The organism is Dyella sp. (genome assembly GCF_035503745.1).
Taxonomy (GTDB): domain Bacteria; phylum Pseudomonadota; class Gammaproteobacteria; order Xanthomonadales; family Rhodanobacteraceae; genus Dyella_B.
In genome coordinates this window covers 44,059-65,754 of the sequence record NZ_DATJTC010000016.1, presented here as the reverse complement: position 1 = coordinate 65,754, position 21,696 = coordinate 44,059, and the positions used below count along the sequence as shown (strand labels likewise).

Genomic DNA, 21,696 nt, shown 5'->3' with positions numbered 1-21,696 from the left:
GCGTGCAGCAGGGGAGGGCTGGGGTGGGGTGAAGCCCGTCATGTGAAGCAAGAGCGCCACCCCCTCCCAACCTCCCCCTGCAAGCAGGGGGAAGAGCAAAAAAATGGCGCCGCAATTGACTCCCTCCCCTGAGTGCAGCAGGGGAGGGCTGGGGTGGGGTGAAGCCCGTCATGTGAAGCAAGAGCGCCACCCCCTCCCAACCTCCCCTTGCAAGCAGGGGGAGGAGCAAAAAAATGGCGCCCCAATTGACTCCCTCCCCTGAGTGCAGCAGGGGAGGGCTGGGGTGGGGTGAAGCCCGTCATGTGAAGCAAGAGCGTTACTGCCTCCCATCCTCCCCCTGCAAAGCAGGGGAAAGGGCATAAGCTCGCGCGCAGTCAGGCTGCGGCAGGCACCGCCACCGGCCCGCGCGCGCGTCGCGCTTTCTCATGGAAGTACAGCGCGGACACCAGCGTAATGGCCATGCCGATGCCCGACAGCGTCATCACCGTATCGGCATAGAACGACGCCCACGACAGGTGCATGCCGCCAAACTCTTTCACCAGAATTACCACCACGCTTCCCATGTAACCGCTGCTATCGGCGATGTACATGATGAAACCCACGTTGCCGGTGACCCGAAACGTCGCCAGCATGCGTTCGAAGAATGTTGCGTTGTACGGTACATAGGCTAGATAAAGCCCGAAGCCGCTAAAGCCGACCCAGCCCAGCGGATCGAGCATGTTGTGATTGTGCAGCCAGGTAGAGAAGGTGGCGATGGCGAAGCCACCGAAGATCAGCACGTGGTTGAGCATCAACGCCTTGAGGTTGTCGCGCACAAACATGGTGAAGGCCGTGATGATCAGCACGGCGATGGCGATCGGCACCTCGGTCTCGGTGAACACCGACGCGTCGCCGCCGCGGCCCAGGTCGCTCCAGATTTCCGCGGCAAAGTTGTCGCGAAAATCGCGCGTCACCGTCAGCGCCACGTAGGCCATCACGATCATCGCGATGCCGGGCAGAAAGCGCGCCAGAAACGCGCGGCGCGTGGCCGCATCCATCGGCACGCGCGCGCTGCGCGCGGCGATGTCGGCGGTATCGGGCGCGGGCAGGTGCTCCAATACCCAGGTGGCCGCATACAGCGGCGGTATGAACAAGGCGCCCGTGGCGAACGGCATCCAGAATTCGCTGACGTGCCAGCGCATCATCAGCCACATGCCCACCGTCTTGACCACGCCCGAGCCCACGATGAAGCTGGCGCACATCAGCGCGCCCATCAATTCGGTGCCGCGGCGCCCTTCCAGATAGCCGAAGATCACGCCCCACACCATGCCAAGCGGCAAGCCGTTGAGGAACAGAAACGCAATATTCCACGGTGCGGGGATCAGCGCAAAGCCGAGCAGCGCGATCCAGGAAAAGCCGATCAGCCCGGCCAGCGTACGCGCGCGGCGCTGGCGCTGGATCTGTGCGATCCAGGTAATGCCGCGCATCTTGCTCAGCATGTAGCCCATGACCTGCGCGATCACCAGCCACACCTTGTAGTCGACACCGCCAACGTGCATGCCCTCGAACGCGGCGGCGGTGAACGGCTTGCGGAATGCGTACATCGATGCATACGCCAGGAACGCGGCGCTGCCGGCGACCAAGTTGATCGCCATGGGATGGCGGCGAAAGCCCGATAGAAACGACACGAGAACCACCCCGAACCAGCCCATGTGGCAGTGCGGGAAGGGTGCCGGGCCGAGGTTACAGTGGCGTGGCGACGGGTAGCCGGTGGGGTGGCTTGGTCTACGCGTGATTTCTTGCTTGGTCACGCCGTTTACCCCTTACCTCGCGTGCAGCAGGGGGAGGAGCAAAAAAATAGCGCCGCAATTCACCCCCTCCCCTGCGTGCAGCAGGGGAGGGCTGGGGTGGGGTGAAGCCCATCATGCGAAACAAGAGCGTCACCCCCTCCCAACCTCCCCCTGCAAGCAGGGGGAGGAGTAAAAGCCATGAGCCAGTTCCGCTATCGCGCCGTCAGTGCCGCCGGCGAAATCGTGCAGGGTCAGATGGAGGCGGCCAGTCTCGACGAAGTAATCGTACGCCTGCAGGACCAGGGCCATACGCCGCTGGAAGCCAAGGCTGCCGATGCGGGTGCCGTGGGCGGCGGTTTTGCCGGCTTTCTCAAGCGCGGACCTTTCAGCGGCGATCAGCTGGCGCAATTCACCCACCAGCTTGCCACGCTGCTGGGCGCGGGACAGCCGCTCGATCGCGCACTGGGCATCCTGATGGATCTGCCCGAGGGCGAGCATGCGAAGAAACTGATCGAACGCGTGCGCGATCGCGTACGCGGCGGCACGCCGCTGTCGCAGGGGCTGGACGAAGAACATGGCGTGTTTCCCAAGCTCTACATCGCACTGGTGCGCGCGGGCGAAGTCGGCGGATCGCTGGAAGACACCTTGCGCCGCCTGGCCGATTACCTGGAGCGCTCGCAGCAATTGCGCGGCAGCATCATCAATGCGCTGATCTATCCGGCGTTCCTGATGGTGGGCGTGCTCGGTTCGCTGCTGTTGCTGCTCACGTATGTGGTGCCGCAATTCGTGCCGATCTTCCAGGACATGCAGGTGCCGATCCCATGGATCACCCAGGCCGTGCTGGCGCTGGGCACCACGTTGCAGGACTGGTGGTGGCTGATCATTCTGCTGCTGGTGGCCGGCGTGCTGGTGTGGCGCTCGCGCATGCGCGATCCGGCGCTGCGCCTGGCCTGGCACGAACGCGTGCTGAAGCTGCGCCTGGTCGGCCCGCTGGTGCTGAAAGTGGAAACGGCGCGGCTGGCGCGCACGCTCGGCACGCTGGTCAAGAACGGCGTGCCGCTGCTGTCGGCGCTGGGTATCGCGCGCCAGGTCACGTCCAACCGCGCGCTGGACCAATCGCTGGTGCAGGCCACCGAAATGGTCAAGGGCGGTAACGGGCTGAGCCTGGCCTTGTCGCAATCGCAACGATTTCCGCGGCTGGCGATCCAGATGGTGCAGGTAGGCGAGGAGGCCGGGCAGCTGGACGCGATGCTGCTGAAAGTGGCCGACACGTTCGAGCTGGAAAGCCGCCGCTCCATCGATCGCCTGCTGGCCGCGCTGGTGCCGGCGCTCACCATCGTCATGACGGTGTTTGTGGCGATCATCATGGCCGCTATCCTGCTGCCCCTGCTCAGCCTCACCAGCAACATTCAATGATCGGCACGGTCCGATAAGCATCCCTTTGTTCACGCATAAAATACGGAGAAACCAGCCCATGCAGTACAGATATTCACGAACCCGGTCCCTGCGCCATCCTTACCGCAGCGCCGGTTTCACCCTGCTGGAAATGCTGGCGGTGATCGTGCTGATCGGCATCGTCGGCGCGATCGTGGTACGCCAGGTCGGCAGCAGCGTGGACAAGGGCAAGTACGGCGCCGGCAAGGCGCAGCTCACCACGCTCAGCCAGGCAGTGGATGCCTATGCGCTGGACAACGGCTCGCCGCCGGCGTCGCTGGGAGACCTGGTCGCCAAGCCGGCCACTGCCAGCAATTGGCAAGGGCCGTATGTGAAGCCCTCGCAGCTGAAGGATCCGTGGGGCCACGACTTCGGCTACAAATACCCCGGCGAACACGGTAATTACGACCTGATTTTCTACGGCCGCGACGGCAAGCCCGGCGGCGACGGCTACGACGCCGACGTGGGTAACTGGCAGTGACCAGCCTGCGACCGGTCATGTGCATCGGATCGACGAGCCAAACGCGCTCGCTTCGCTCCGTGCCCATGCATCGGTCGCCTTCGCCGCGCGGCATGCGTGCGTTCACGCTGCTGGAAATGCTGGCGGTGATCATCCTGATCGCCATCGCGGCCGTCGCGGTGGCGATTTCCGTGAACCACGGCCTGGCCAGCGCGCGCATCAACGCCGCCGCCGGCGAGCTTGCCGCGACGCTGCGCGCCACGCGCACGCAGGCGATCATGCATGGCCAGCAGCGCATCTTTCAGGTCGACACGCAGCAGGGCACCTATCGCGGCGCCGATCAACGCGACGTGCGCCTGCCCAAAGGCCTGGATCTGTCGGTGACCAGCGCGGCCAGCGACACCAGCGGCGGCGCGATCGCGCGCATCCGCTTCTTTCCCGATGGCAGTTCCACCGGCGGGCGCATCACCTTGCGCAGCGGCCGGCGCGAATGGCACATCAACGTATCGTGGCTGACCGGTGCCATCAGCGTGTTCGATACCGGAACACACACGTGAACGCGCCGCCACCCCGCGCGCGCGGCTTCAGCCTGCTTGAGGTGATCGCGGCGATCCTGTTGCTGGCGATCGCCTTCGCGGCGCTGATGGAAGTGGCCGGTGGCTCGATCCGCCTGTCGCAGAACGCAGCCCAATACAGCCAGGTTGCGCTGTGGGCGCGCTCCTTGCTGGATACGCGCTACACGCTCGATCCGATCCAGCCCGGCACCAGCGAAGGCCGTTTCAACGATCGCTACCGCTGGCGCCTGCAAGTGACGCCATGGGTGGCGCCGGGCGTGCCGCCGGCCAGCAACGGCGGCAACACGCAGATGTTCCGGCTCGATCTGGATGTCATGTGGGGCGTGGAGCCGTTCGAGCGCCACGCGCATTTCAGCACGCTGCGCATCGGCAGCAATGCATCACCTTCGCCGCTGCCCGCACCATGACGCGCGCCGCCGGATTCACCCTGCTCGAAGTGCTCGGCGCGATGGCGCTGCTGGCGCTGTTGCTGCTGGGCGTGTATTCGGGCGTGCGCACGGCCACGCATACGGTGCAGGCCGGCACGCTGAAAATCGAACAGCTCGACCAGGTGCGTTCGGCGCAGCAATTCCTGCGGCGCGAGCTGGCGCAGGCGATGGCGCAGCCGATCGCGCACGACAGCGACGGCAACAACATCTATTTCGAGGGTAGCGAAACCGAAATGCGTTTCGTCGCGCCGTTGCCCGGTTATCTGGGGCGCATGGGGCCGCAGCTGATCCAGTTGAAGCTGGTACCAGACGAGGACCAGGACAAAGGCGAGCGGCTCGAAGCCAGCCTCGCCGTGCTGCCGCCCGATGGCAGCGCCCCCAAGCCGCTGGGCGATCCGCAGGTGCTGGTCGATGGCATCAAGGGTGGCGGCTTCAGCTATCGCGGCCTCAATTCGCAAGGCCAGCCGATGGATTGGCAAAGCGACTGGAAATACACCGGCAACATGCCCAACGTGGTCAGCATCAAGCTTTCGCTCGACGGCGGCCGCGAATGGCCGCTGATGAGCGCGAGCCTGCTGGTCAATCCCGCCGCCATGCAAGGGCCGAGCAATTTGCTGCGCGGCTTGCGCGGTCCGGGGGTGGTGCCATGAAGCGCGCGCAACGCGGCATCGCCTTGCTGGTCGTGATGTGGGCGTGCACGCTGCTGGCGATTTTGCTCGGCGGCTATGCCGCGCTGGCTCACAACGAAGGCCTGCAAGCCAGTTACCAGTTCGAGCAGACCCGCGCGTATTACGCGGCCGAAGCGGGCGTGATGCGCGCCATCTATGCGCTGCAGGCCACCAATGTGAATGATCGATGGGTCGCCGACGGGCGCCTGTATCCGTTCGTGTTCGATGGCGCGAAGGTCGGCATTTCGGTGATTTCCGAAAGCGGCAAGGTGGATCTCAACGCTGCCAGCCCCGACGTCCTGACCAACCTGTTCCGTCTGGCGGGTGCCGATCCCACGCGCGCCGCGGCCGTCGCGCAGGCGGTGATCGACTGGCGCAGCTTTGCCATATCGCCGCAGCAAGCGGCGCAACGCGCCGCCGTCTACGCCGCGGCGGGGCGCGACTACGGCCCGCGTAACGGCCCGTTTGCCAGCGTGGACGAACTGCAGATGGTGCTGGGCATGGACCCTGCGCTGTACGCGGCCGTCGCGCCCTACGTCACCATCTGGTCCGGCCGTCCCAGCCCCGATCCCAACACCGCGCCGCTGCTGGCGCTCGCCTCGCTGCCAGGCATGAATTTGCAACGCGCGGCGGCGATGATTGCCGCTCGCCCACCCCTGAGCGCGGGCAATCCGGTGCCAGGTCTGGTCGGCAACAATGGCATCACGCATAGTATTCGGTCAGAGGCGGTGCTCGCCGATGGAACGCGTGCAGTTTTGCATGCCACCGTGCGCCTGCAGGGATTTCGGCCCGGGTCGCAATCTTTTGCGGTATTGCGTTGGCAAGAGGGGGATGAGGAGTGAATTCCGCTACGCAGACGCTGCGACCGCAGCTTGATCGCGTACGCCGCGCGTGGCGCGGTTCGCCGATGCCGGCCTTCATGGCCTGGTGGGGCGGTCAGTTGCGTGCCCTGCTGCCGGTGCGCTGGCAGGCGTTCTTCAGTGGCGGCAACGTCTGGTGCCTGCTGCACCACGAAAGCGGCCAGTGGCATGCGCGCCGCAGCGGGCAGCCGCAAAACGCCGCGCCGTGGAGCGACACGCTCGACGCGCCCGAACAGCAGGCCATGCTGGGCGCGGCCCTGGCGGGCGTGGATCGGCAGGATCTGCGCCTTGCGCTGTGCCTGCCGCCGGAAGGCGTGCTGCGCCGCCGCCTGCTGTTGCCCGAGGCCGCGCGCGACAACCTGCGCCAGATCGGCGCTTTCGAAATGGATCGGCAAACGCCATTCCGCCTGGACCAGGTCTATTACGACCTGCGCCCATTGCGCGGCGCTGCACCGGCGGGCCGCATCGCCGCCGAGCTGATCGCCGCACCGCGCGCGCTGGTGGATGCCCGGCTCGAGCATCTGCGCAATGCGGGCATCGTCATCGATGCGGTGGATCTGTGCGAGGGCGATGCCCGGCTCGGCGTGAACCTGCTGCCGCCGGACATGGTGCGCGCGCATCGCGATCCGCGCCGCCGCCTCAACCTGGCGCTGGCCGCGGCGGCCCTCATGCTGTTGCTGCTCTGCCTGGGCCAGTGGCTGCACAATCGCGAGGAAGCGTTGGCCGCGATGCAGGCCCAGGTTGAAGACATGCGCGGCGACGCGCAGAAAATTTCCAACTTGCGCAAGCAGCTGGAGGAAAGCACCGGCGCGGCCGGTTTCCTCGCGCGCCGCAAGACCGACTCGGTGGCGGTGGTGGACGTACTGCAAGATCTCACCGCACGTATTCCCGACGACACCTGGCTGGAACGCTTCACCGTCGACAGCAGCGGTCGCGTCGGCCTGCAGGGCCAAAGCGCGAAGGCGGCGCCGCTGATCGATGTCTTGCAGAGCAGCAAACTGATCACCGGCGCGAACTTCCAGGGCGTGATCCAGCGCGATCCGGCCACCAACAAGGAGCGTTTTTACATGGATGCGCAATTGCGCACGTCCAACGCCAAGCCGGCCGCGAACGGCGGTACGGGAGCCGCGCAATGAACCTGCGCCCGATGAAACCGGCGGAAAGCCGCATCGCCGCGATCGGCCTGCTCGTGCTGGTGCTGGTACTGGCCTATTTCATATTGCTGCATTGGTGGTTCGTCGCGCCGCTGCGCAACATCGATAGCCAAATGGATGACCTGCGCGATACCCAGAGCCGCTATGCCGCCGCGATCGCGGAAAAACCGCAATTGGAAAAGCGCCTGGCCGAGCTGGGCCGCTACTCCACCGACAGCAGCACCTTCCTGCCCGAGACCGACCCCAACGCCGCCGCCGCCGGCCTGATGCAGCGCGTGGTCGACGATGCCGCCGCGCACGCGCAGGAAGGCAGTTGCGAAGTCGCACAGAAAATGCCGGTGCCCAATCCGCCCATCACGCCGGGCGATCCGTACAAGAAAGTGGTGGTGAGCATCAGCCTGCATTGCGACATGCAGCCCTTGATCGGCTTGCTGTACACGCTTGAAAAGGGCAAGCCGTATCTGTTCGTGCAGGATTTCAGCGTGTATCGCAATCCGTTGGTCGCCGCGCAGAAAGGCGCCAGTGCGCCGCTGGAAGTGCAATTCACACTGGGTGGCTATGTGCACGCGCCGGCCAACAGCGGTGCGGCGCAAGGTAACGATGCGGCGGGAGGCGATCAGCCATGAACGCTGCCGCGCAACGCCGGCTCACACCCTCATTGGTTATCGTCGTGGCGGTCCTGGGCCTGCTGCTGGTGTCGCTGCTGTTCGGCATGGACCGCGGCGTGAGCTGGGATCCGCCGCGCCCCACGCGGCCCCTGCCGCCGGTGCACAATGTCGCGCTGCCGGCGCCGCCGCCGCTGGACAGCTACGCCCCGCTCTGGCTGCATCCGCTGTTCAGCGCCGATCGCAAACCGATCGTCAGCACCGGTGGCAGCGAAGGCGTGAGCCTGGGCGACCTGCAGCTGACCGGCGTGATCATCACGCCAACCTTGCACATGGCCTTGCTGGGTCCCGTCCACGGCAGCAACGACAAAAGCGACGAGGGCGGCCAGGTACGCGTACGCGAGGGCGCAATGCTGCCCGACGGCACCTGGAAGCTGGTCAAGGTGCTGCCGCGCTCGGCGATTTTCGCGTCCCCGAGCGGGCGCACGGAACTGAAGCTGCCCGCGGGCGCTCCTATTGATCAACCTGCTCCGGGAGCGCCGGCCGGGGCCATACCGATGAATGGGCCGCCGCCAGCTCCGGGTCGATCCACGAGGATGCGGCCCATGCCGCCGCCGGGCGCGATGCCGAACGACGCACAACAACAACGCTTGCAACGACTCAGGGCCGCCATTCAAAAGCAGCGCTCCGGGGTAACCCCGAGCACTCAGGGAGAACACTGATCCATGTCACACACGCGCGCGCAGCTTTACCGAACCGGCCTGCAGGTCAGCGCCATCGCGCTGGCCGTCTTCCTGAGCGGATGCTCCAACACCAAGCCGCTGACCAAGCCGGACCTCTCGCTGGAACGCGAGGCCGTGGCCGGTACGGAGAAACCCGCGCCGCAGCCGCAGTCGCTCAATAGCAATCCCAGCACCGGCACCGCGGCACCGCCGGTGGCCAGCATCAGCACCGGCAGCGGCGAGTTCGTGCGGCCCACCGCATTGACCACGCCGCGTCCGGCGGCGGGTGGCAGCGGCGCGGTCACCTTCAACTTCGAGAACCAGCCGGTGCAGGCGGTGGTGAAGGCGATCCTGGGCGACCTGCTGCAGCAGAACTACACCATCGTGCCCGGCGTGCAAGGCAATATTTCCTTCTCCACGTCCGAACCGGTGGACAGCAGCCAGGCCATTCCGATCCTGGAGACGCTGCTGTCCTGGACGCACAACGCACTGATCAAGACCAACGGCCGCTATGTGGTGATGCCGGAGAAGGATGCCGTGCAGGGCAACGTCGCGCCCAGCCTGGGTGCGGTGGCGCCATCGGGTGGTTTGCAGGCGCGGCTGTTCCCGCTGCATTACATCGCCGCCGACCAGATGCAAAAGCTGCTCAAGCCGTTCGCGCGGCCCGATTCGATCCTGCTGGTGGATAACGCGCGCAACGTCATCGTGGTAGCGGGCACGCCGGACGAACTGGCCAACTACGAACGCACCGTGCGCACTTTCGACGTCGATTGGCTGCGCGGCATGTCGGTTGGCGTGTTCAACCTGCAGCACGCCAGCGTCGAAGACCTGATGCCGCAGCTGGATAGCATGTTCGGCCCCAAGGGTGATACACCGCTGGCCGGCCTGCTGCGCTTCATCCCGATCAAGCGCACCAACGCGCTGGTGGTGATCAGCACCCAGCCGAGCTATCTGCGCGAAGTGGGCGACTGGATCACCAAGATCGACTTAGGCGGCGGCAACGATCCGCAGCTGTACGTCTACGACGTGCGCAACATCAGCGCGTCGGATCTCGCGCACTACCTGGCGCAGATCTACGCCGATGGCGGCGCCAACGGCAGCAGCGATCGCGGTGGCAGCGTGGCGCCTGGTGCCGGCGGTGCTACCACGCTGGGCATCGGCAACAACGCGTCGGGCTCGTCCAGCGGCATGGGCAGCACCGCCGGCAGCTTCGGCAGCTCCACCACCGGCGGGCTCAGCAATGGTCTGGGCAGCACCGGCAGCAGCCCGCTCTCAAGCACCGGCAGCAGCAGTGCGTTTGGCAGCAGTTCCACCGGCGGCATCGGCGGCGGCACCGGCGTCAGCGGCGTGGGCTTGAACGGCGGCCTGGCCAACGGCAAAAGCCAGGACCAGGGCTACAGCTCCAAGGACGGCAGCATCCGCATCAGCTCGGTGGATGCCAACAACCAGCTACTGGTGCGCGCGCGCCCCGCGCAATGGAACGAAATCCTCGGCGCAATCAAGCAGCTCGACAAGGCGCCGTTGCAGGTGCAGATCGAGACGCGCGTGTTTGAAGTGGATCTGACCGGTGATCTTGAATACGGCGTGCAGTGGTATTTGCAGGGATTGGCGGGCGGGTCCAATAGCACCAGTAGCAGCGGCACAACTTCGTACACGCCGGGCAATCCCTACTCGCACCGCATGATTGCGCTCGGTGGCGGCAGTAACAGCAACTCTACCAACACGTATAGCGGGCAACCGTTCTTCTATTCGTTCCTGAGTTCAAATGGAAAATTCCAGGTCGCGCTCAACGCACTGGAGAGCAGCGGCAATACCAAGACCCTGTCGGCACCTTCTCTGGTGGTGCTCAATAACCAGGTGGCGCACATCGAGGTGGGCAACCAGATACCGGTCAACCAGACCTATTACACGGGGCTTGGCACCACCTCCACTTCCACCACCGTAGGCCAGGTGGAATACATTCCCACCGGCATCATCCTGGATGTGCAACCGCGCGTGAATCCGGGCGGTCTGGTCTACCTCAATATCGATCAGCAAGTCAGCTCCACCACCGGTAACGCCAACAGCCAGGGCAATTACACGATTCAGCAGCGCCAGATCGCCACGCAGCTGGGTGTGCAGAACGGCCAGACGGTGCTGCTCGGTGGCCTGATTCAGCAGCAGAACTCAGATACAGGTCAGGGCGTTCCGTGGCTCAGCGACATCCCGATCCTTGGCAAGCTGTTCGGCTCTACAGGCAAGCAAAAAAGTCGCACCGAGTTGATCGTGCTGATCACGCCGCGCGTCATCACCGACAGCGACGACGCCAAACAGATCACCGACGATTACCAGAACGGCTTTGAATCACTGGCGCCGCTGCGTGCCAATCTTCCGCCCGCCACCGCGCCAAAGCCAAACCCGGTGACCTATCCGCTCAAGCAGTAACAAGCGCGTTTACATGACGCCGTTTAGCGATTCAACCGACCTGGCTTAGATACTAAATGAACAGGCTCGCCGGGCTACTTTTGGGAGATCAGTAGCCCGGTGCGGTTCCGACCATGGATGGTCGGCATCTGCACCTCCATTTATGATCGTGCGCATGAACGCGCCGATGTTTCCGATCACTTCTTTATTGCCTGAAATCCGCACCTCACTGGCCGCGCAACCGCGCCTGGTGCTGGAAGCGCCGCCCGGTGCAGGCAAGACCACCCAAGTGCCGTTGGCGTTGCTCGGCGCGCCGTGGCTGGAGGGCAGGAAGATCGTGATGCTGGAGCCGCGCCGGATCGCGGCGCGGGCGGCGGCGCAGTTCATGGCGCAGCAGTTGGGCGAGCCGATCGGGCAAACCGTGGGCTACCGCATCCGCTTTGAATCGAAAGTCAGTGCGGCCACGCGCATTGAAGTGGTCACCGAGGGCATTCTCACGCGGCTGATCCAGGACGACCCGGAGCTGTCCGGCATCGGTGCGATCCTGTTCGACGAATTCCACGAACGGCACTTGGCCGGCGATCTGGGGGCTGCACTGGCGCTGGATATCCAGCACACCTTGCGACCGGATCTGCGCATCGTGGTGATGTCGGCCACGCTCGATGGCGAGCGCATCGCGCAATGGCTGGATGCGCCGCGGCTCAGCAGTCCCGGGCGCAGTTTTCCGGTGCGGATCGACTATCCGCCGGCGCGTACGCAGGAAAGTGTGGAACATCACCTGGCGCGCGTGGCGCGTCAGGCGCTGGGCGAAAACGCCGGTGACATCCTGGCGTTTTTGCCCGGGCGCCGGGAGATTGCGCGCGTGCAAGGCATCCTGTCGCAAAGCCTGCCCCAGGATGGTGTCGAGATCGTGGCGTTGCACGGCGAGCTCTCGCTGGCCGAGCAGCAGCTTGCTCTGTCGCCGGGCGAAGAAGGCGTACGGCGCATCGTGCTCGCCACCAATGTCGCCGAATCCAGCGTCACGCTGCCGGGCATTCGCGCGGTGATCGATACGGGTTTGGCGCGCGAGCCGCGCTTTGACCCCAACACCGGATTCACGCGGCTGGAAACGGTGGCGATTTCGCAGGCGTCGGCCGATCAGCGCGCCGGTCGTGCAGGGCGTGTCGCGGAAGGCACCGCGTACCGGCTGTGGGCACAAAGCCGCCGGCTGGATCCGTCGCGCACGGCGGAGATCGCGCAGGCGGAGTTGTCGGGCCTGGCATTGGAACTGGCTGCGTGGGGTAGCGCGCAGCTACCGTGGCTCGATCCCCCGCCTGCAGGCGCGTTGGCGCAGGCGCGCGAACTGCTGACGCGCCTGGGCGCGCTCGATGCGCAGCAGCGTATCGCGCCGCTCGGTCGCCGCATGCTTGAACTGGGTGCCACGCCGCGCCTCGGTGCCGCCGCGTTGCGCGCGCCGGAAACGTTGCTTGCACTGGTGGCGGATCTGTTGGCCTTGATGGAAGCACGCTCGCCGCTGCGCGGCGAACTCGCGCGCAGCGATGATTTCCGCGTGCGCGTGGCGACTCTGCACGCGTGGCGCGATCGCCGCAGTGCCAGCGGGCAGGGTGGCGGCGCGGATGCGGGTGCGCTGGCGGCGATCGAGCAGGCCAGCAAGGGTTGGCGGCGTCGCCTGGAGGTACGCAGCGCGGCGAGCGGCGTGCCGCACAGCCATGCCGTGGGCGATCTGCTGCTGCATGCGTTTCCCGACCGCATCGCACGGCAGGACGATAACAATCCCTTGCGCTATACCTTGTCCAACGGCCGCGGCGCGCGTCTGCACGAGCAGACCGCACTGCTGGGCGAGCCGTGGCTGGTAGTGCTGGATCTGCGTCACGAAGCCCGCGACAGCCTGATCCTTGCCGCCGCACCGCTCGATCCACGCGTGCTGGAAAGCGATTACCCGCAACACTTCCAGCGCGTGCGCCACGTGCGTTGGAACGACGAGCGCGCAGGCGTGGAAGCGTTCGAGGAACGCCGCTTCGCCGCCATCGTGCTGGAACGCCGCAGCGTGCCCGTGCAGGAAGAAGATGCCGTGCCAGCGCTATTGGCGGCGATCCGCGCCCGCGGCCTGGAGGCCCTGCCGTGGACCGAATCGGCGCGGCGCCTGCGCCTGCGCATGCAATCGCTCGGCTCATGGATGCCCGAGCTTGGCCTGCCCGACGTCTCCGATGCGCGCCTGCTTGATACGCTCGAAGATTGGCTGGCGCCATATCTGCAAGGCAAGCGCAAACTCGATGCACTGTCCGCCGACGATCTGTCGCAGGCCCTCGCCACGCAGTTCAACTACGACCAGCGCAAGCAATTGGATGCGCAAGTACCCGACAGCCTGGCCGTGCCCAGCGGACAAGTGCGTAGCCTCCAATACAGCCCCGGCGAGCCGCCCGTGCTGGCCGTGAAGCTGCAGGAACTGTTCGGCCTCGCCGATACGCCGCGTGTGGCGAACGGCAAAGTGCCGGTCACCTTGCATTTGTTGTCGCCGGCGGGAAGGCCGATCCAGGTCACACAGGATCTGAAAGGCTTCTGGGAGCGCACTTATCCCGAAGTCAAAAAGGAATTGAAGGGGCGCTATCCCAAGCATCCGTGGCCGGACGATCCATGGACCGCCACGCCCACCCACCGCGCCAAGCCGCGCGGCACGTGATCGATTCGCCCTGCGACAAAACGTTCACGCCATACCTTCATTGAATCGCATCCTCATGCCGGCATCACCAGGTTTGCGTCAACACGCCGAGCCTGGTGTGCATCTGCATGCGCGATAAACCGCGCGGCGTGTCAGCATCCGTTCATGCTTTTCGAGGCGATGGGCGTGCTCGCGCAAACGAACGTGTGAAAGTTTGGATCGTGGGAATGCGAAGTCATCGTGCAGTCTTGATGACCTCTCGCGCAATGATCACTTGCGCAAACCTTGCAATATCGATGATGCCATCGTTTTCATCGAAGTTTTTTTCGAGCGCCCAATCACACCTGTCGCGTGAACCCGTTCCTCGTCTTCACGCTGCGTAGATAGGGAAGTGCGTGACACATAAGCGTTTCTCGTTGCGATGACAAAAATGACGACACGCACCCCGCGCATTGCTATCGATATCAGCGCGCGCGCATGTTGATGCGTTTAATTTCGTGAAGAAAAAGCGCGCGTTTCAAGCACTTTCCAGGTGATTTGGTTTTGCCCATCCGCTCTTGTTGCGCGCCTTGACGCAGGTTTGTTCGGCAGATACTTTCGATGGCATTCGTCACAGGGAGCATGTGGCGAATGATTCCGCGATGACGTCGCCAGGGTTAGGGGTTAGCACGTCATTGGAGTGTGGCATCGGCACTGTCCGCAGTGGGAGCGCAGGGGGAGCAGCAGCAGCCGGGACTCGGGAGTCGCTTCATCATCTGGTGAAACAAACGGCGTCGCGCGTGTGCGCGACTTAACTGTGATGGGGTACTTGCGACCTCATAGGGGTCGCTTTGTGTCCCAAATTCCTGGGGAGTTTGCAATGCCGAGTAGTCATCTACGTATCAAGACACTGATCGCCGCGCTGGGCATTTCCCTGCTCGGTTCGGTGGGCGCCATGGCGCAGCCGATAGCGAGCAGCGATGCAGTGTCCAGCGCGACCAGCGCCGCGCTGGTCTCCATCCATCCCGCGGTAACCTTGCGCCAAGGCGACCAGGTGGTGGGACCGCTGGCGTTTTCGCAGCCCATGCACGTGGTGCTTACACTGAAGTTGCGCAACGAACAGCAACTGGACAGCTACATCGCCAAGCCTGGCTTCAAGCCGCTGACGAGCGCGCAGTTCAACGCGCAATATGCACCGACCGCCGACCAGGCACAGCAAGTGGCCGCCTATTTGACCAAGGCGGGCTTCACTAACGTGCAGATCGGCGCCAACAACGCCTACGTGCAGGCCGATGGCCACGCCGATACCGCGCAAGCCGCCTTCGGCACCAGCTTCGTGCATGTCAAGACGCACGATGGCCGCGATGCCTATGCCAACAACACCGACGTGAAGATTCCCGCCAATCTGCAGGGTATCGTTCACGCGGTGCTGGGCATGCAGAACGTGCATACCGCGCATGTGTTCGCGCGCTATGCCGATCCGATCATCGCGCACATGAATGCCACCAAGCCGCAGGCGAGCGGTAGCGCCGTGGGCCACAACCCCACCGATTTCCCGGTGATCTATGGCGCGAGCGGCCTGCCGAATGTCACTTCCGTGGCGATCGGCTCGGTATCGGAAGGCTCGATGAAAAACGTGCAAAGCGACGTAAAGTCGTATCTCTCCGCCAACGGTCTGCCCAGCGTCACGCTGACGCTGAAAGGCAACACCTCCGGCTCCGATACCAGCGGCGATGGCGAATGGGATCTCGATAGCCAGGACATCATCGCCTTCACCGGCGTGACGCAGTATTACTTCTACGTCGCCGCGTCGCTGGACGATGCGGATCTGCAGACCGACTACGCGCAGGTCGTGTCCGACAACATCGTCAAGGCGATCGACGTCTCGCTGGGCGAATGCGAAACCGATGCGAACTCCGATGGTTCGGCCGCGTCGAACGACACCACCTTCAAGGAGGCGGTGGCGCAAGGCCAGACCTTCTTCGTCTCGGCCGGCGACTCCGGTGCGGACGAATGCGGCAACGGCGGCGTCACGCCGAGTTGGCCGGCCAGCTCCCAATACGTCACCGCCGTGGGCGGCACGGAGCTGTACACCACGGGTAACACCACATGGTCGAGCGAAACCGTGTGGAACAACCTGAGCGAAAACGAAGGTGCCACCGGCGGCAGCCCGAGCACGTTCGAACCGATTCCGAGCTGGCAGAAGGGCGTCTCGGGCATCACCAACCAGACCTATCGCGGCGTGCCGGATATCGCGTTCAACGCGAGCCCGGACAGCGGCGCGCTGGTAACGGTGGATGGCGAGGCGAACCAGCAGATCGGCGGCACCAGCCTGGCCGCGCCGCTGGCGGTGGGCATGTGGGCGCACGTGCTGCAGGCGAACGGCACCAGCCTGGGCTTTGCCGCGCCTGTGCTGTACAAGGTGGCGCAATCGTCCTCGGCCAATTATTCGGCGGCGTTCCACGACATCACTTCGGGCAACAACTCCGGTGAGACCGCAGCGACCGGTTGGGATTACACCAGCGGTTGGGGCAGCGTGATCGTCAATCAGCTGAGCAGCCTGGCCGGTAGCGGCAGTTCCTCCGGCGGCGATCCGGTGGCCGGCTTCACCGATTCGGTGAGCGGTTTGACGGTGGCCTTTACCAACACCTCCACCGATACGGGCGGCACCATCGATGCCTACTCGTGGAACTTTGGCGACGGCAGCACCGCCACCTCGGCCAGCCCCAGCCACACCTACGCGGCGGCCGGCACCTACACGGTCAGCCTCACGGTGACGGACAACACCGGCGCCACCAGCACCAAGACCGGTTCGGTCACGGTGTCCTCGAGTGCGGGCGGCGCACCGGCGGCAAGCTTCACCGACAGTGCAAGCGGCCTGACGGTGGCCTTTACCAACACTTCCACCGATACCGGCGGCACCATCGACGCGTATGCGTGGAACTTCGGCGACGGCAGCACGTCCACCTCGGCCAGCCCCAGCCATACCTACGCTTCGGCCGGCACCTACACCGTCTCGTTGACGGTGACCGACAACACCGGCGCCACCAGCACCGCCAGCAATGCGGTGACGGTGAGCAGCAGCGGCGGCGGCTCGGGCGTGTTCAGCAACAACACGCCGGTGGTGATCAACGACAATGCCACCATCACCAGCAACATCGCCGTGACGGGCGAGCCGGGCAATGCGCCGTCGAACCTGAAGGTGCATGTCAACATCACGCACAACTGGTCGGGCGATCTGGAGATCGTGCTATACGCACCGAACGGCGACTACGCGGTGCTGCAGCAGCCGAACTACGAAAACAACGGCAACATCAACAAGACCTTCACGGTGAATGCTTCGTCGGTGAAGGGCAACGGTACGTGGAAGCTGAAAGTGATCGACAACGATCCGGAGTACTACGGCGACTACGGCACCTTGAACAGTTGGAGCCTGACGTTCTGAGTGGGTGCGACGCGCAGGGACGCGCGTCTTGCCATGCATGAAAAAGCCCGGCCGCTGGCGGCCGGGCTCGTCGGGTTTTGAGCGATGTACGTTGCTTCACCATTGCGTGCGCTGGGGCAGCAGGCCTTTCAGTTCCGCGTCGGTGAGGTTGCGCCACTGGCCCGGTTTCAAGTGGCCGAGCTTGACGTTGATGATGCGCACGCGGCGCAGCTGCGTCACCCGGTAGCCGAACGCGGCCGCCATCAGGCGGATCTGCCGGTTCAGGCCCTGGGTCAGCACGATGCCGAAGCCGAACTTGGCGATCTTGCGCGTGCGGCAGGGCCTGGTCAGCTGACCGCGGATACGCACGCCGCGCGCCATGCCGGCGAGGAACTCCTCGGTGACGGGCTTGTTGACCGCGACCAGGTATTCTTTCTCGTGGTGGTTCTCCGCGCGCAGGATCTCGTTGACGATGTCGCCGTTGCTGGTCAGCAGGATCAGCCCTTCAGAATCCTTGTCCAACCGCCCGACCGGGAAGATGCGTTCCTGGTGGTCGACGAAATCGATGATGTTGCCTTCCACGCCCTGGTCGGTGGTACAGGTGATGCCCACCGGCTTATACAGCGCGATATAGACCCCGCGTTTGGCGGCAGGCGTGCTGCCGAGCAGGCGCGCACGCACGATTTCGCCATCGACGCGAACCTCGTCGCCGTCCAGCGCCTTGGCGCCCGTGCTTACCACCTCGCCGTTGATGGTCACGCGACCGGCCAGCAGCAGTTCGTCCGCCTCGCGGCGCGAGCACAAGCCCGCTTCGCTGATGTATTTGTTGACGCGCATGGGTCAGCGCCCGACGCCCGGCCCGTGCAGGCTCACGAACGCAGCCCGACACCGCGCTTGAGCAGGCTCAGCGCAATGGCCGACAGCACCACCACAAATCCCAGCATCACCACGAATGCCACGTCCACGCGCACGTCGCTGATGCCCAGCACGCCGAAACGGAATGCGTTGACCATGTACAGGATGGGATTGGCGCGCGAAATGGCCTGCCAGGGCTCGCCCAGCATGGTCACCGAGTAGAACACGCCGCCCAGATAGGTCAGCGGCGTAAGCACGAACGTCGGCACCAGGGCGATATCGTCGAATTTCTTGGCATAGATCGCATTGACGAAGCCGGCCAGCGAAAAGATCGTGGCGCCCAGCAGTACCGAGAGCAGGGTGATCACCGGATGCGCCACCTGCAGCCGGGTGAAGAACAGGGCGATCAGCAGCACCAGGATGCCCACGATCAGTCCGCGCACCACCGCGCCGGTGACGTAGCCAAGCAAAATGACCCAGTTCGGCATCGGCGACACCAGCATTTCCTCCACCGAGCGCTGGAACTTCGCGCCGAAGAAGGAGCTGGAAATGTTGCCGTAGCTGTTGGTGATGATGCTCATCATCACCAGGCCCGGCACGATGTATTGCATATAGCTGAAACCGCCCTGGATGGTGCCGATGCGCCCGCCGATCAGCTTGCCGAACACCACGAAATACAGCGTCATGGTGATTGCCGGCGGGATCAGCGTCTGCGTCCAGATGCGCATGATGCGCACGATCTCGCGTCGCACGACGGTATGCAGGGCGACCAGGTTGCCGGACATATTGCTCACGCCACTTTCTCCTTGCTCGGCTCTTGCCGGCCGTTTTCCACCAGTCGCACGAACAGCTCTTCCAGGCGATTGGTCTTGTTGCGCATCGAGGTTACCGTGATGCCGTGCGTGCCGAACGCATCGAACAGCGCGTTCATGGGCTGGGTGCGCGGCATTTCCGCTTCCAGCGTGTGCTCGTCAACGCGGCGGAAGGTGATGCCGGGCAGGGTCGGTAGCGTCGGCGGCAGGTCGGCGACATCGAACACGAAGGTTTCCACGTCCAGCTTGGACAGAAGGTTCTTCATCGTGGTGTTTTCCACGATGGTGCCGTGATCGATGATCGCGATGTTGCGGCACAGCTGTTCGGCTTCTTCCAGGTAATGCGTGGTAAGGATCACCGTGGTGCCGGCGGCGTTGATGCCGCTGATGAACTGCCACATCGAACGGCGGATCTCGATGTCCACGCCCGCGGTAGGCTCGTCCAGGATGAGCAGGCGCGGCTCGTTCATCATCGCGCGCGCGATCATCAGGCGGCGCTTCATGCCGCCGGAAAGCATGCGCGCCTGGTCCTGCGCCTTGTCCCACAGGCGCAACTCCTTGAGGTACTTCTCGGCGCGCTGGGCGGCGACCTTGCGGGGGATGCCGTAAAAGCCGGCTTCGTTCACGCAGATGTCGAACGGCTTCTCGAACTGGTTGAAGTTAAGCTCCTGCGGGACCAGGCCGATCAGCTTCATCGCTTCGTTGCGCCGCTTGTTGACCGACACGCCGAAGATCCGCGCATCGCCCTCGCTGGAATTGACCAGCGAGGACAGGATGCCGATCAGGGTGGATTTGCCGGCGCCGTTGGGGCCCAGCAGGGCGAAGAAATCGCCCGGCTGCACCGTCAGGCTGACGCCTTTGAGGGCCTGGACGCCGTTGCCATAGGTTTTGCGCAGGTTTTCAACGACTAGCGCGGGAGTAGGGGACATGGGCTGCACCATTTGATCTAGCCCCTTATTATAGCGGGCCTTGCCCCGCCGCCCGGTTCATCCCGGCGCACTCACCGTTTCCCCGGGAATACCCGCATGGCCGAACAGTTCATCCTCCGCCTCGCCGACAGCCGCATGCTGGCGCCCACCGTGCGGCACCTGGTGTTCGAGCGCGTCGACGGCAAGCCGCTGGCCTTCATCCCCGGGCAGTTCCTGCAGATCCACTTCCATTACGACGACGGCACCGCCACCAAGCGCAGCTATTCGGTGGCCAGCGTCGGCGACGGCAGCTCGCCGGTAGGACGTATCGAGATCGCGGTGAGCTACGTGGACGGCGGCGCGGCCACCCGGCTGCTCAGCGGCTTGCAGGTCGGCGATACGATCGACGCCAGCGGCCCGTATGGGCGCTTCTGCCTGCAGGATGCCGACAGCCATCCCCGCTACTTGCTGCTGGCCACCGGTACCGGCGTCACGCCGTATCGCGCGATGCTGCCGCAGCTGGCGAAACTGCTGGCGCAGGGGCAGCGCGAAGTGGTGCTGCTGTACGGCGCGCGCAACGAGACGGAGCTGCTCTACGGCGAGGAATTCGAAGCTTTCGCCCAGGCCCATCCGGGCTTCACCTTCCACGGGTGCCTGAGCCGCCAGCCACGCGCGGTGCCGCGCCCGCACGATCGCCACGGCCACGTGCAAAGCGTGCTGGCGGAGCTGGCGCCGTCGGCCGAGCGCGACATCGCTTATCTGTGCGGCAATCCCAACATGGTCGACGCCGCGTTCAATGCGCTGAAGGAATGTGGCTTGCCGATTCCGCAAATCCGTCGCGAGAAATACATCTCCTCGCGCTGAGCGCGCGCGAAAGTTCTTCATAAACACCAGGGCCTTTTTACACTATTGGCGCAACCCGCAGGGCCGGGTCTGTTTGCCCGCCATCCGGCGTCGTCGCTCGGCCGTGCACGGACGTACACGCCTTCACGCTTCCTTGGCTGGCGAGCAAACAGCGCCCGGCGCGCGCCACGCCAATACTGTAAGCAGGCCCTAAAGCGCGCCGAAATTCTGCCGATAAGAAAAGTGCCGGACATGACGGTCCGGCGCCAGCGTCATGATCATGACGCGTGTCAGCCAAACGCCTACGCTCGCGATGGTTCAACTGCCCTTGAACCTGGCGGAGTGCGGCCGGATGGCGGGATGCGCGCACGACGGACGACCAACGCGCCTTTCAACGGCCTGTGAATGCAGGCAAGCAGCTGTTTCACAAGGACTTCACGCCAGCTACACGAACGCCAGAAAAACCACCGCGCGTAAATCTTCTGACGGCCGATTCACACGAATAGTGTGATGAATTTCTCACTTTGGTAACTGCCTTCGGCAGAGCCTCTTAAGGCTGGCGCGCCGCGGCCGATTGGTGCCTACAGGTCCCCGCGATACGCGTGGGCGCCGGTGGAGGGCAGCATGATGCGTGGGCAGCGTGGGTTAGCTTTGGTGGCTTGTTCGGTTGCGATGATGTTCGCGTCGTCTGTCGCGAGGGCGGGCGGCAACGTCACGACCGAGCACGAGGCCGCGAAAGGTGGAAGCTTTGCAGGTGGAACCATCACGTTCGTCGGCGCGCTGGTCGAGCCGACCTGCAATATCTCGACGGCGCCGGATCTGGTGAGTGCGGTCACTCGCGCCGCCCAGGCGCGGCAGCGGTATCAGCAAAGCTGTTCCGGTTCGAGCGCGACGCCGGACAACGTATCGCGGACCTACAGCGCCAGCGTTGTGCATTTGTCGAGCGCAGAACCTGATCAGGTGCTCAACTACTTCGCCAACTACGTCCGTGCTGCCCAACCCAGCGGTGCCGATCCGGTACTGGTCACCCAGACTTACGAGTGACGCCTGAAAGTTATCGGTCAACGACTCGAATAACTTGAGCTTTTTGTTGCACTGATCGCCGATGACTTCATCCAGCAGGGTGATACCGGCTGCG

General features: G+C 64.5%; 18 protein-coding genes. 14 read left to right on the top strand and 4 right to left on the bottom strand.

The features are described 5' to 3' along the window. Positions 1-374: 374 nt before the first annotated feature. Positions 375-1,790: a DUF5690 family protein gene (locus VME63_RS06070; RefSeq protein WP_325431295.1), complete on the bottom strand. Its 1,416-nt coding sequence runs from the start codon at positions 1,788-1,790 to the stop codon at positions 375-377. 177 nt (positions 1,791-1,967) lie between these two features. Here VME63_RS06070 and gspF point away from each other — a divergent pair, with 177 nt between their 5' ends. From gspF to VME63_RS06010, 12 genes are all read left to right on the top strand, one after another. Then, positions 1,968-3,185, top strand: a complete 1,218-nt coding sequence (gene gspF / locus VME63_RS06065) for a type II secretion system inner membrane protein GspF (RefSeq protein WP_325431293.1) — start codon at positions 1,968-1,970, stop codon at positions 3,183-3,185. 58 nt (positions 3,186-3,243) lie between these two features. Next, on the top strand, positions 3,244-3,684 hold the full coding sequence (gspG, locus tag VME63_RS06060; protein ID WP_325431291.1) for a type II secretion system major pseudopilin GspG: 441 nt from the start codon (positions 3,244-3,246) through the stop codon (positions 3,682-3,684). A 92-nt stretch (positions 3,685-3,776) separates the two neighbouring features. Next, on the top strand, positions 3,777-4,220 hold the full coding sequence (locus tag VME63_RS06055; protein ID WP_325431289.1) for a GspH/FimT family protein: 444 nt from the start codon (positions 3,777-3,779) through the stop codon (positions 4,218-4,220). Further along, positions 4,217-4,645: a prepilin-type N-terminal cleavage/methylation domain-containing protein gene (locus VME63_RS06050; protein ID WP_325431287.1), complete on the top strand. Its 429-nt coding sequence runs from the start codon at positions 4,217-4,219 to the stop codon at positions 4,643-4,645. Before VME63_RS06055 ends, VME63_RS06050 begins: the two co-directional genes overlap by 4 nt. Continuing rightward, positions 4,642-5,316 (top strand): prepilin-type N-terminal cleavage/methylation domain-containing protein, encoded by a 675-nt coding sequence (locus VME63_RS06045; protein WP_325431285.1) that lies wholly within the window; start codon positions 4,642-4,644, stop codon positions 5,314-5,316. Before VME63_RS06050 ends, VME63_RS06045 begins: the two co-directional genes overlap by 4 nt. Then, positions 5,313-6,176, top strand: coding sequence for a type II secretion system protein GspK (locus VME63_RS06040; RefSeq protein ID WP_325431283.1), 864 nt, complete (start codon positions 5,313-5,315; stop codon positions 6,174-6,176). The genes VME63_RS06045 and VME63_RS06040 overlap by 4 nt, the downstream gene beginning before the upstream one ends. Next, positions 6,173-7,330: a PilN domain-containing protein gene (locus VME63_RS06035; RefSeq protein ID WP_325431281.1), complete on the top strand. Its 1,158-nt coding sequence runs from the start codon at positions 6,173-6,175 to the stop codon at positions 7,328-7,330. The genes VME63_RS06040 and VME63_RS06035 overlap by 4 nt, the downstream gene beginning before the upstream one ends. Continuing rightward, the gene (gspM, locus tag VME63_RS06030; protein WP_325431279.1) at positions 7,327-7,974 is read left to right on the top strand and encodes a type II secretion system protein GspM; all 648 of its coding nucleotides are present in this window, start codon (positions 7,327-7,329) and stop codon (positions 7,972-7,974) included. Before VME63_RS06035 ends, gspM begins: the two co-directional genes overlap by 4 nt. Beyond that, positions 7,971-8,675, top strand: coding sequence for a hypothetical protein (locus VME63_RS06025; RefSeq protein WP_325431278.1), 705 nt, complete (start codon positions 7,971-7,973; stop codon positions 8,673-8,675). The genes gspM and VME63_RS06025 overlap by 4 nt, the downstream gene beginning before the upstream one ends. 3 nt (positions 8,676-8,678) lie before the next feature. Then, positions 8,679-11,099 carry a type II secretion system secretin GspD gene (gene gspD / locus VME63_RS06020; RefSeq protein WP_325431275.1) on the top strand — a complete coding sequence of 807 codons (2,421 nt, stop codon included), beginning with the start codon at positions 8,679-8,681 and terminating at the stop codon, positions 11,097-11,099. 154 nt (positions 11,100-11,253) lie between these two features. Then, a complete protein-coding gene (hrpB, locus tag VME63_RS06015) occupies positions 11,254-13,758 on the top strand; it encodes an ATP-dependent helicase HrpB (protein WP_325431273.1) in 2,505 nt (834 codons plus the stop codon). 838 nt (positions 13,759-14,596) lie between these two features. Continuing rightward, on the top strand, positions 14,597-17,161 hold the full coding sequence (locus VME63_RS06010) for a PKD domain-containing protein (protein ID WP_325431271.1): 2,565 nt from the start codon (positions 14,597-14,599) through the stop codon (positions 17,159-17,161). Positions 17,162-17,257: 96 nt separating this feature from the next. On the opposite strand, the gene VME63_RS06005 is transcribed toward VME63_RS06010, so the two are convergent. Genes VME63_RS06005 through VME63_RS05995 form a run of 3 tightly spaced genes read right to left on the bottom strand, consistent with a single transcriptional unit; the run spans position 17,258 to position 19,736 of the window. Next, the gene (locus VME63_RS06005; protein ID WP_325431269.1) at positions 17,258-17,977 is read right to left on the bottom strand and encodes a pseudouridine synthase; all 720 of its coding nucleotides are present in this window, start codon (positions 17,975-17,977) and stop codon (positions 17,258-17,260) included. Positions 17,978-18,009: 32 nt separating this feature from the next. Then, the gene (locus tag VME63_RS06000; protein WP_325431297.1) at positions 18,010-18,780 is read right to left on the bottom strand and encodes an ABC transporter permease; all 771 of its coding nucleotides are present in this window, start codon (positions 18,778-18,780) and stop codon (positions 18,010-18,012) included. A gap of 5 nt (positions 18,781-18,785) precedes the next feature. Next, positions 18,786-19,736, bottom strand: a complete 951-nt coding sequence (locus tag VME63_RS05995; protein ID WP_325431267.1) for an ABC transporter ATP-binding protein — start codon at positions 19,734-19,736, stop codon at positions 18,786-18,788. A gap of 96 nt (positions 19,737-19,832) precedes the next feature. On the opposite strand from VME63_RS05995, the gene VME63_RS05990 reads away from it, so the two are divergent. After that, positions 19,833-20,579, top strand: coding sequence for a ferredoxin--NADP reductase (locus VME63_RS05990; RefSeq protein ID WP_325431265.1), 747 nt, complete (start codon positions 19,833-19,835; stop codon positions 20,577-20,579). A 603-nt stretch (positions 20,580-21,182) separates the two neighbouring features. Further along, on the top strand, positions 21,183-21,602 hold the full coding sequence (locus VME63_RS05985; RefSeq protein ID WP_325431263.1) for a hypothetical protein: 420 nt from the start codon (positions 21,183-21,185) through the stop codon (positions 21,600-21,602). The last annotated feature ends 94 nt before the right edge of the window (positions 21,603-21,696 follow it).

What these genes read in the sequence shown, in the direction of transcription:
- gspF (WP_325431293.1), top strand. Translation starts at nt 1,968, where the DNA reads ATGAGCCAGTTCCGCTATCGCGCCGTCAGTGCCGCCGGCGAAATCGTG.
- gspG (WP_325431291.1), top strand. Translation starts at nt 3,244, where the DNA reads ATGCAGTACAGATATTCACGAACCCGGTCCCTGCGCCATCCTTACCGC.
- VME63_RS06055 (WP_325431289.1), top strand. Translation starts at nt 3,777, where the DNA reads ATGCGTGCGTTCACGCTGCTGGAAATGCTGGCGGTGATCATCCTGATC.
- VME63_RS06045 (WP_325431285.1), top strand. Translation starts at nt 4,642, where the DNA reads ATGACGCGCGCCGCCGGATTCACCCTGCTCGAAGTGCTCGGCGCGATG.
- VME63_RS06040 (WP_325431283.1), top strand. Translation starts at nt 5,313, where the DNA reads ATGAAGCGCGCGCAACGCGGCATCGCCTTGCTGGTCGTGATGTGGGCG.
- gspM (WP_325431279.1), top strand. Translation starts at nt 7,327, where the DNA reads ATGAACCTGCGCCCGATGAAACCGGCGGAAAGCCGCATCGCCGCGATC.
- VME63_RS06025 (WP_325431278.1), top strand. Translation starts at nt 7,971, where the DNA reads ATGAACGCTGCCGCGCAACGCCGGCTCACACCCTCATTGGTTATCGTC.
- gspD (WP_325431275.1), top strand. Translation starts at nt 8,679, where the DNA reads ATGTCACACACGCGCGCGCAGCTTTACCGAACCGGCCTGCAGGTCAGC.
- hrpB (WP_325431273.1), top strand. Translation starts at nt 11,254, where the DNA reads ATGAACGCGCCGATGTTTCCGATCACTTCTTTATTGCCTGAAATCCGC.
- VME63_RS06010 (WP_325431271.1), top strand. Translation starts at nt 14,597, where the DNA reads ATGCCGAGTAGTCATCTACGTATCAAGACACTGATCGCCGCGCTGGGC.
- VME63_RS06005 (WP_325431269.1), bottom strand. Translation starts at nt 17,977, where the DNA reads ATGCGCGTCAACAAATACATCAGCGAAGCGGGCTTGTGCTCGCGCCGC.
- VME63_RS06000 (WP_325431297.1), bottom strand. Translation starts at nt 18,780, where the DNA reads ATGTCCGGCAACCTGGTCGCCCTGCATACCGTCGTGCGACGCGAGATC.
- VME63_RS05995 (WP_325431267.1), bottom strand. Translation starts at nt 19,736, where the DNA reads ATGTCCCCTACTCCCGCGCTAGTCGTTGAAAACCTGCGCAAAACCTAT.
- VME63_RS05990 (WP_325431265.1), top strand. Translation starts at nt 19,833, where the DNA reads ATGGCCGAACAGTTCATCCTCCGCCTCGCCGACAGCCGCATGCTGGCG.
- VME63_RS05985 (WP_325431263.1), top strand. Translation starts at nt 21,183, where the DNA reads ATGATGCGTGGGCAGCGTGGGTTAGCTTTGGTGGCTTGTTCGGTTGCG.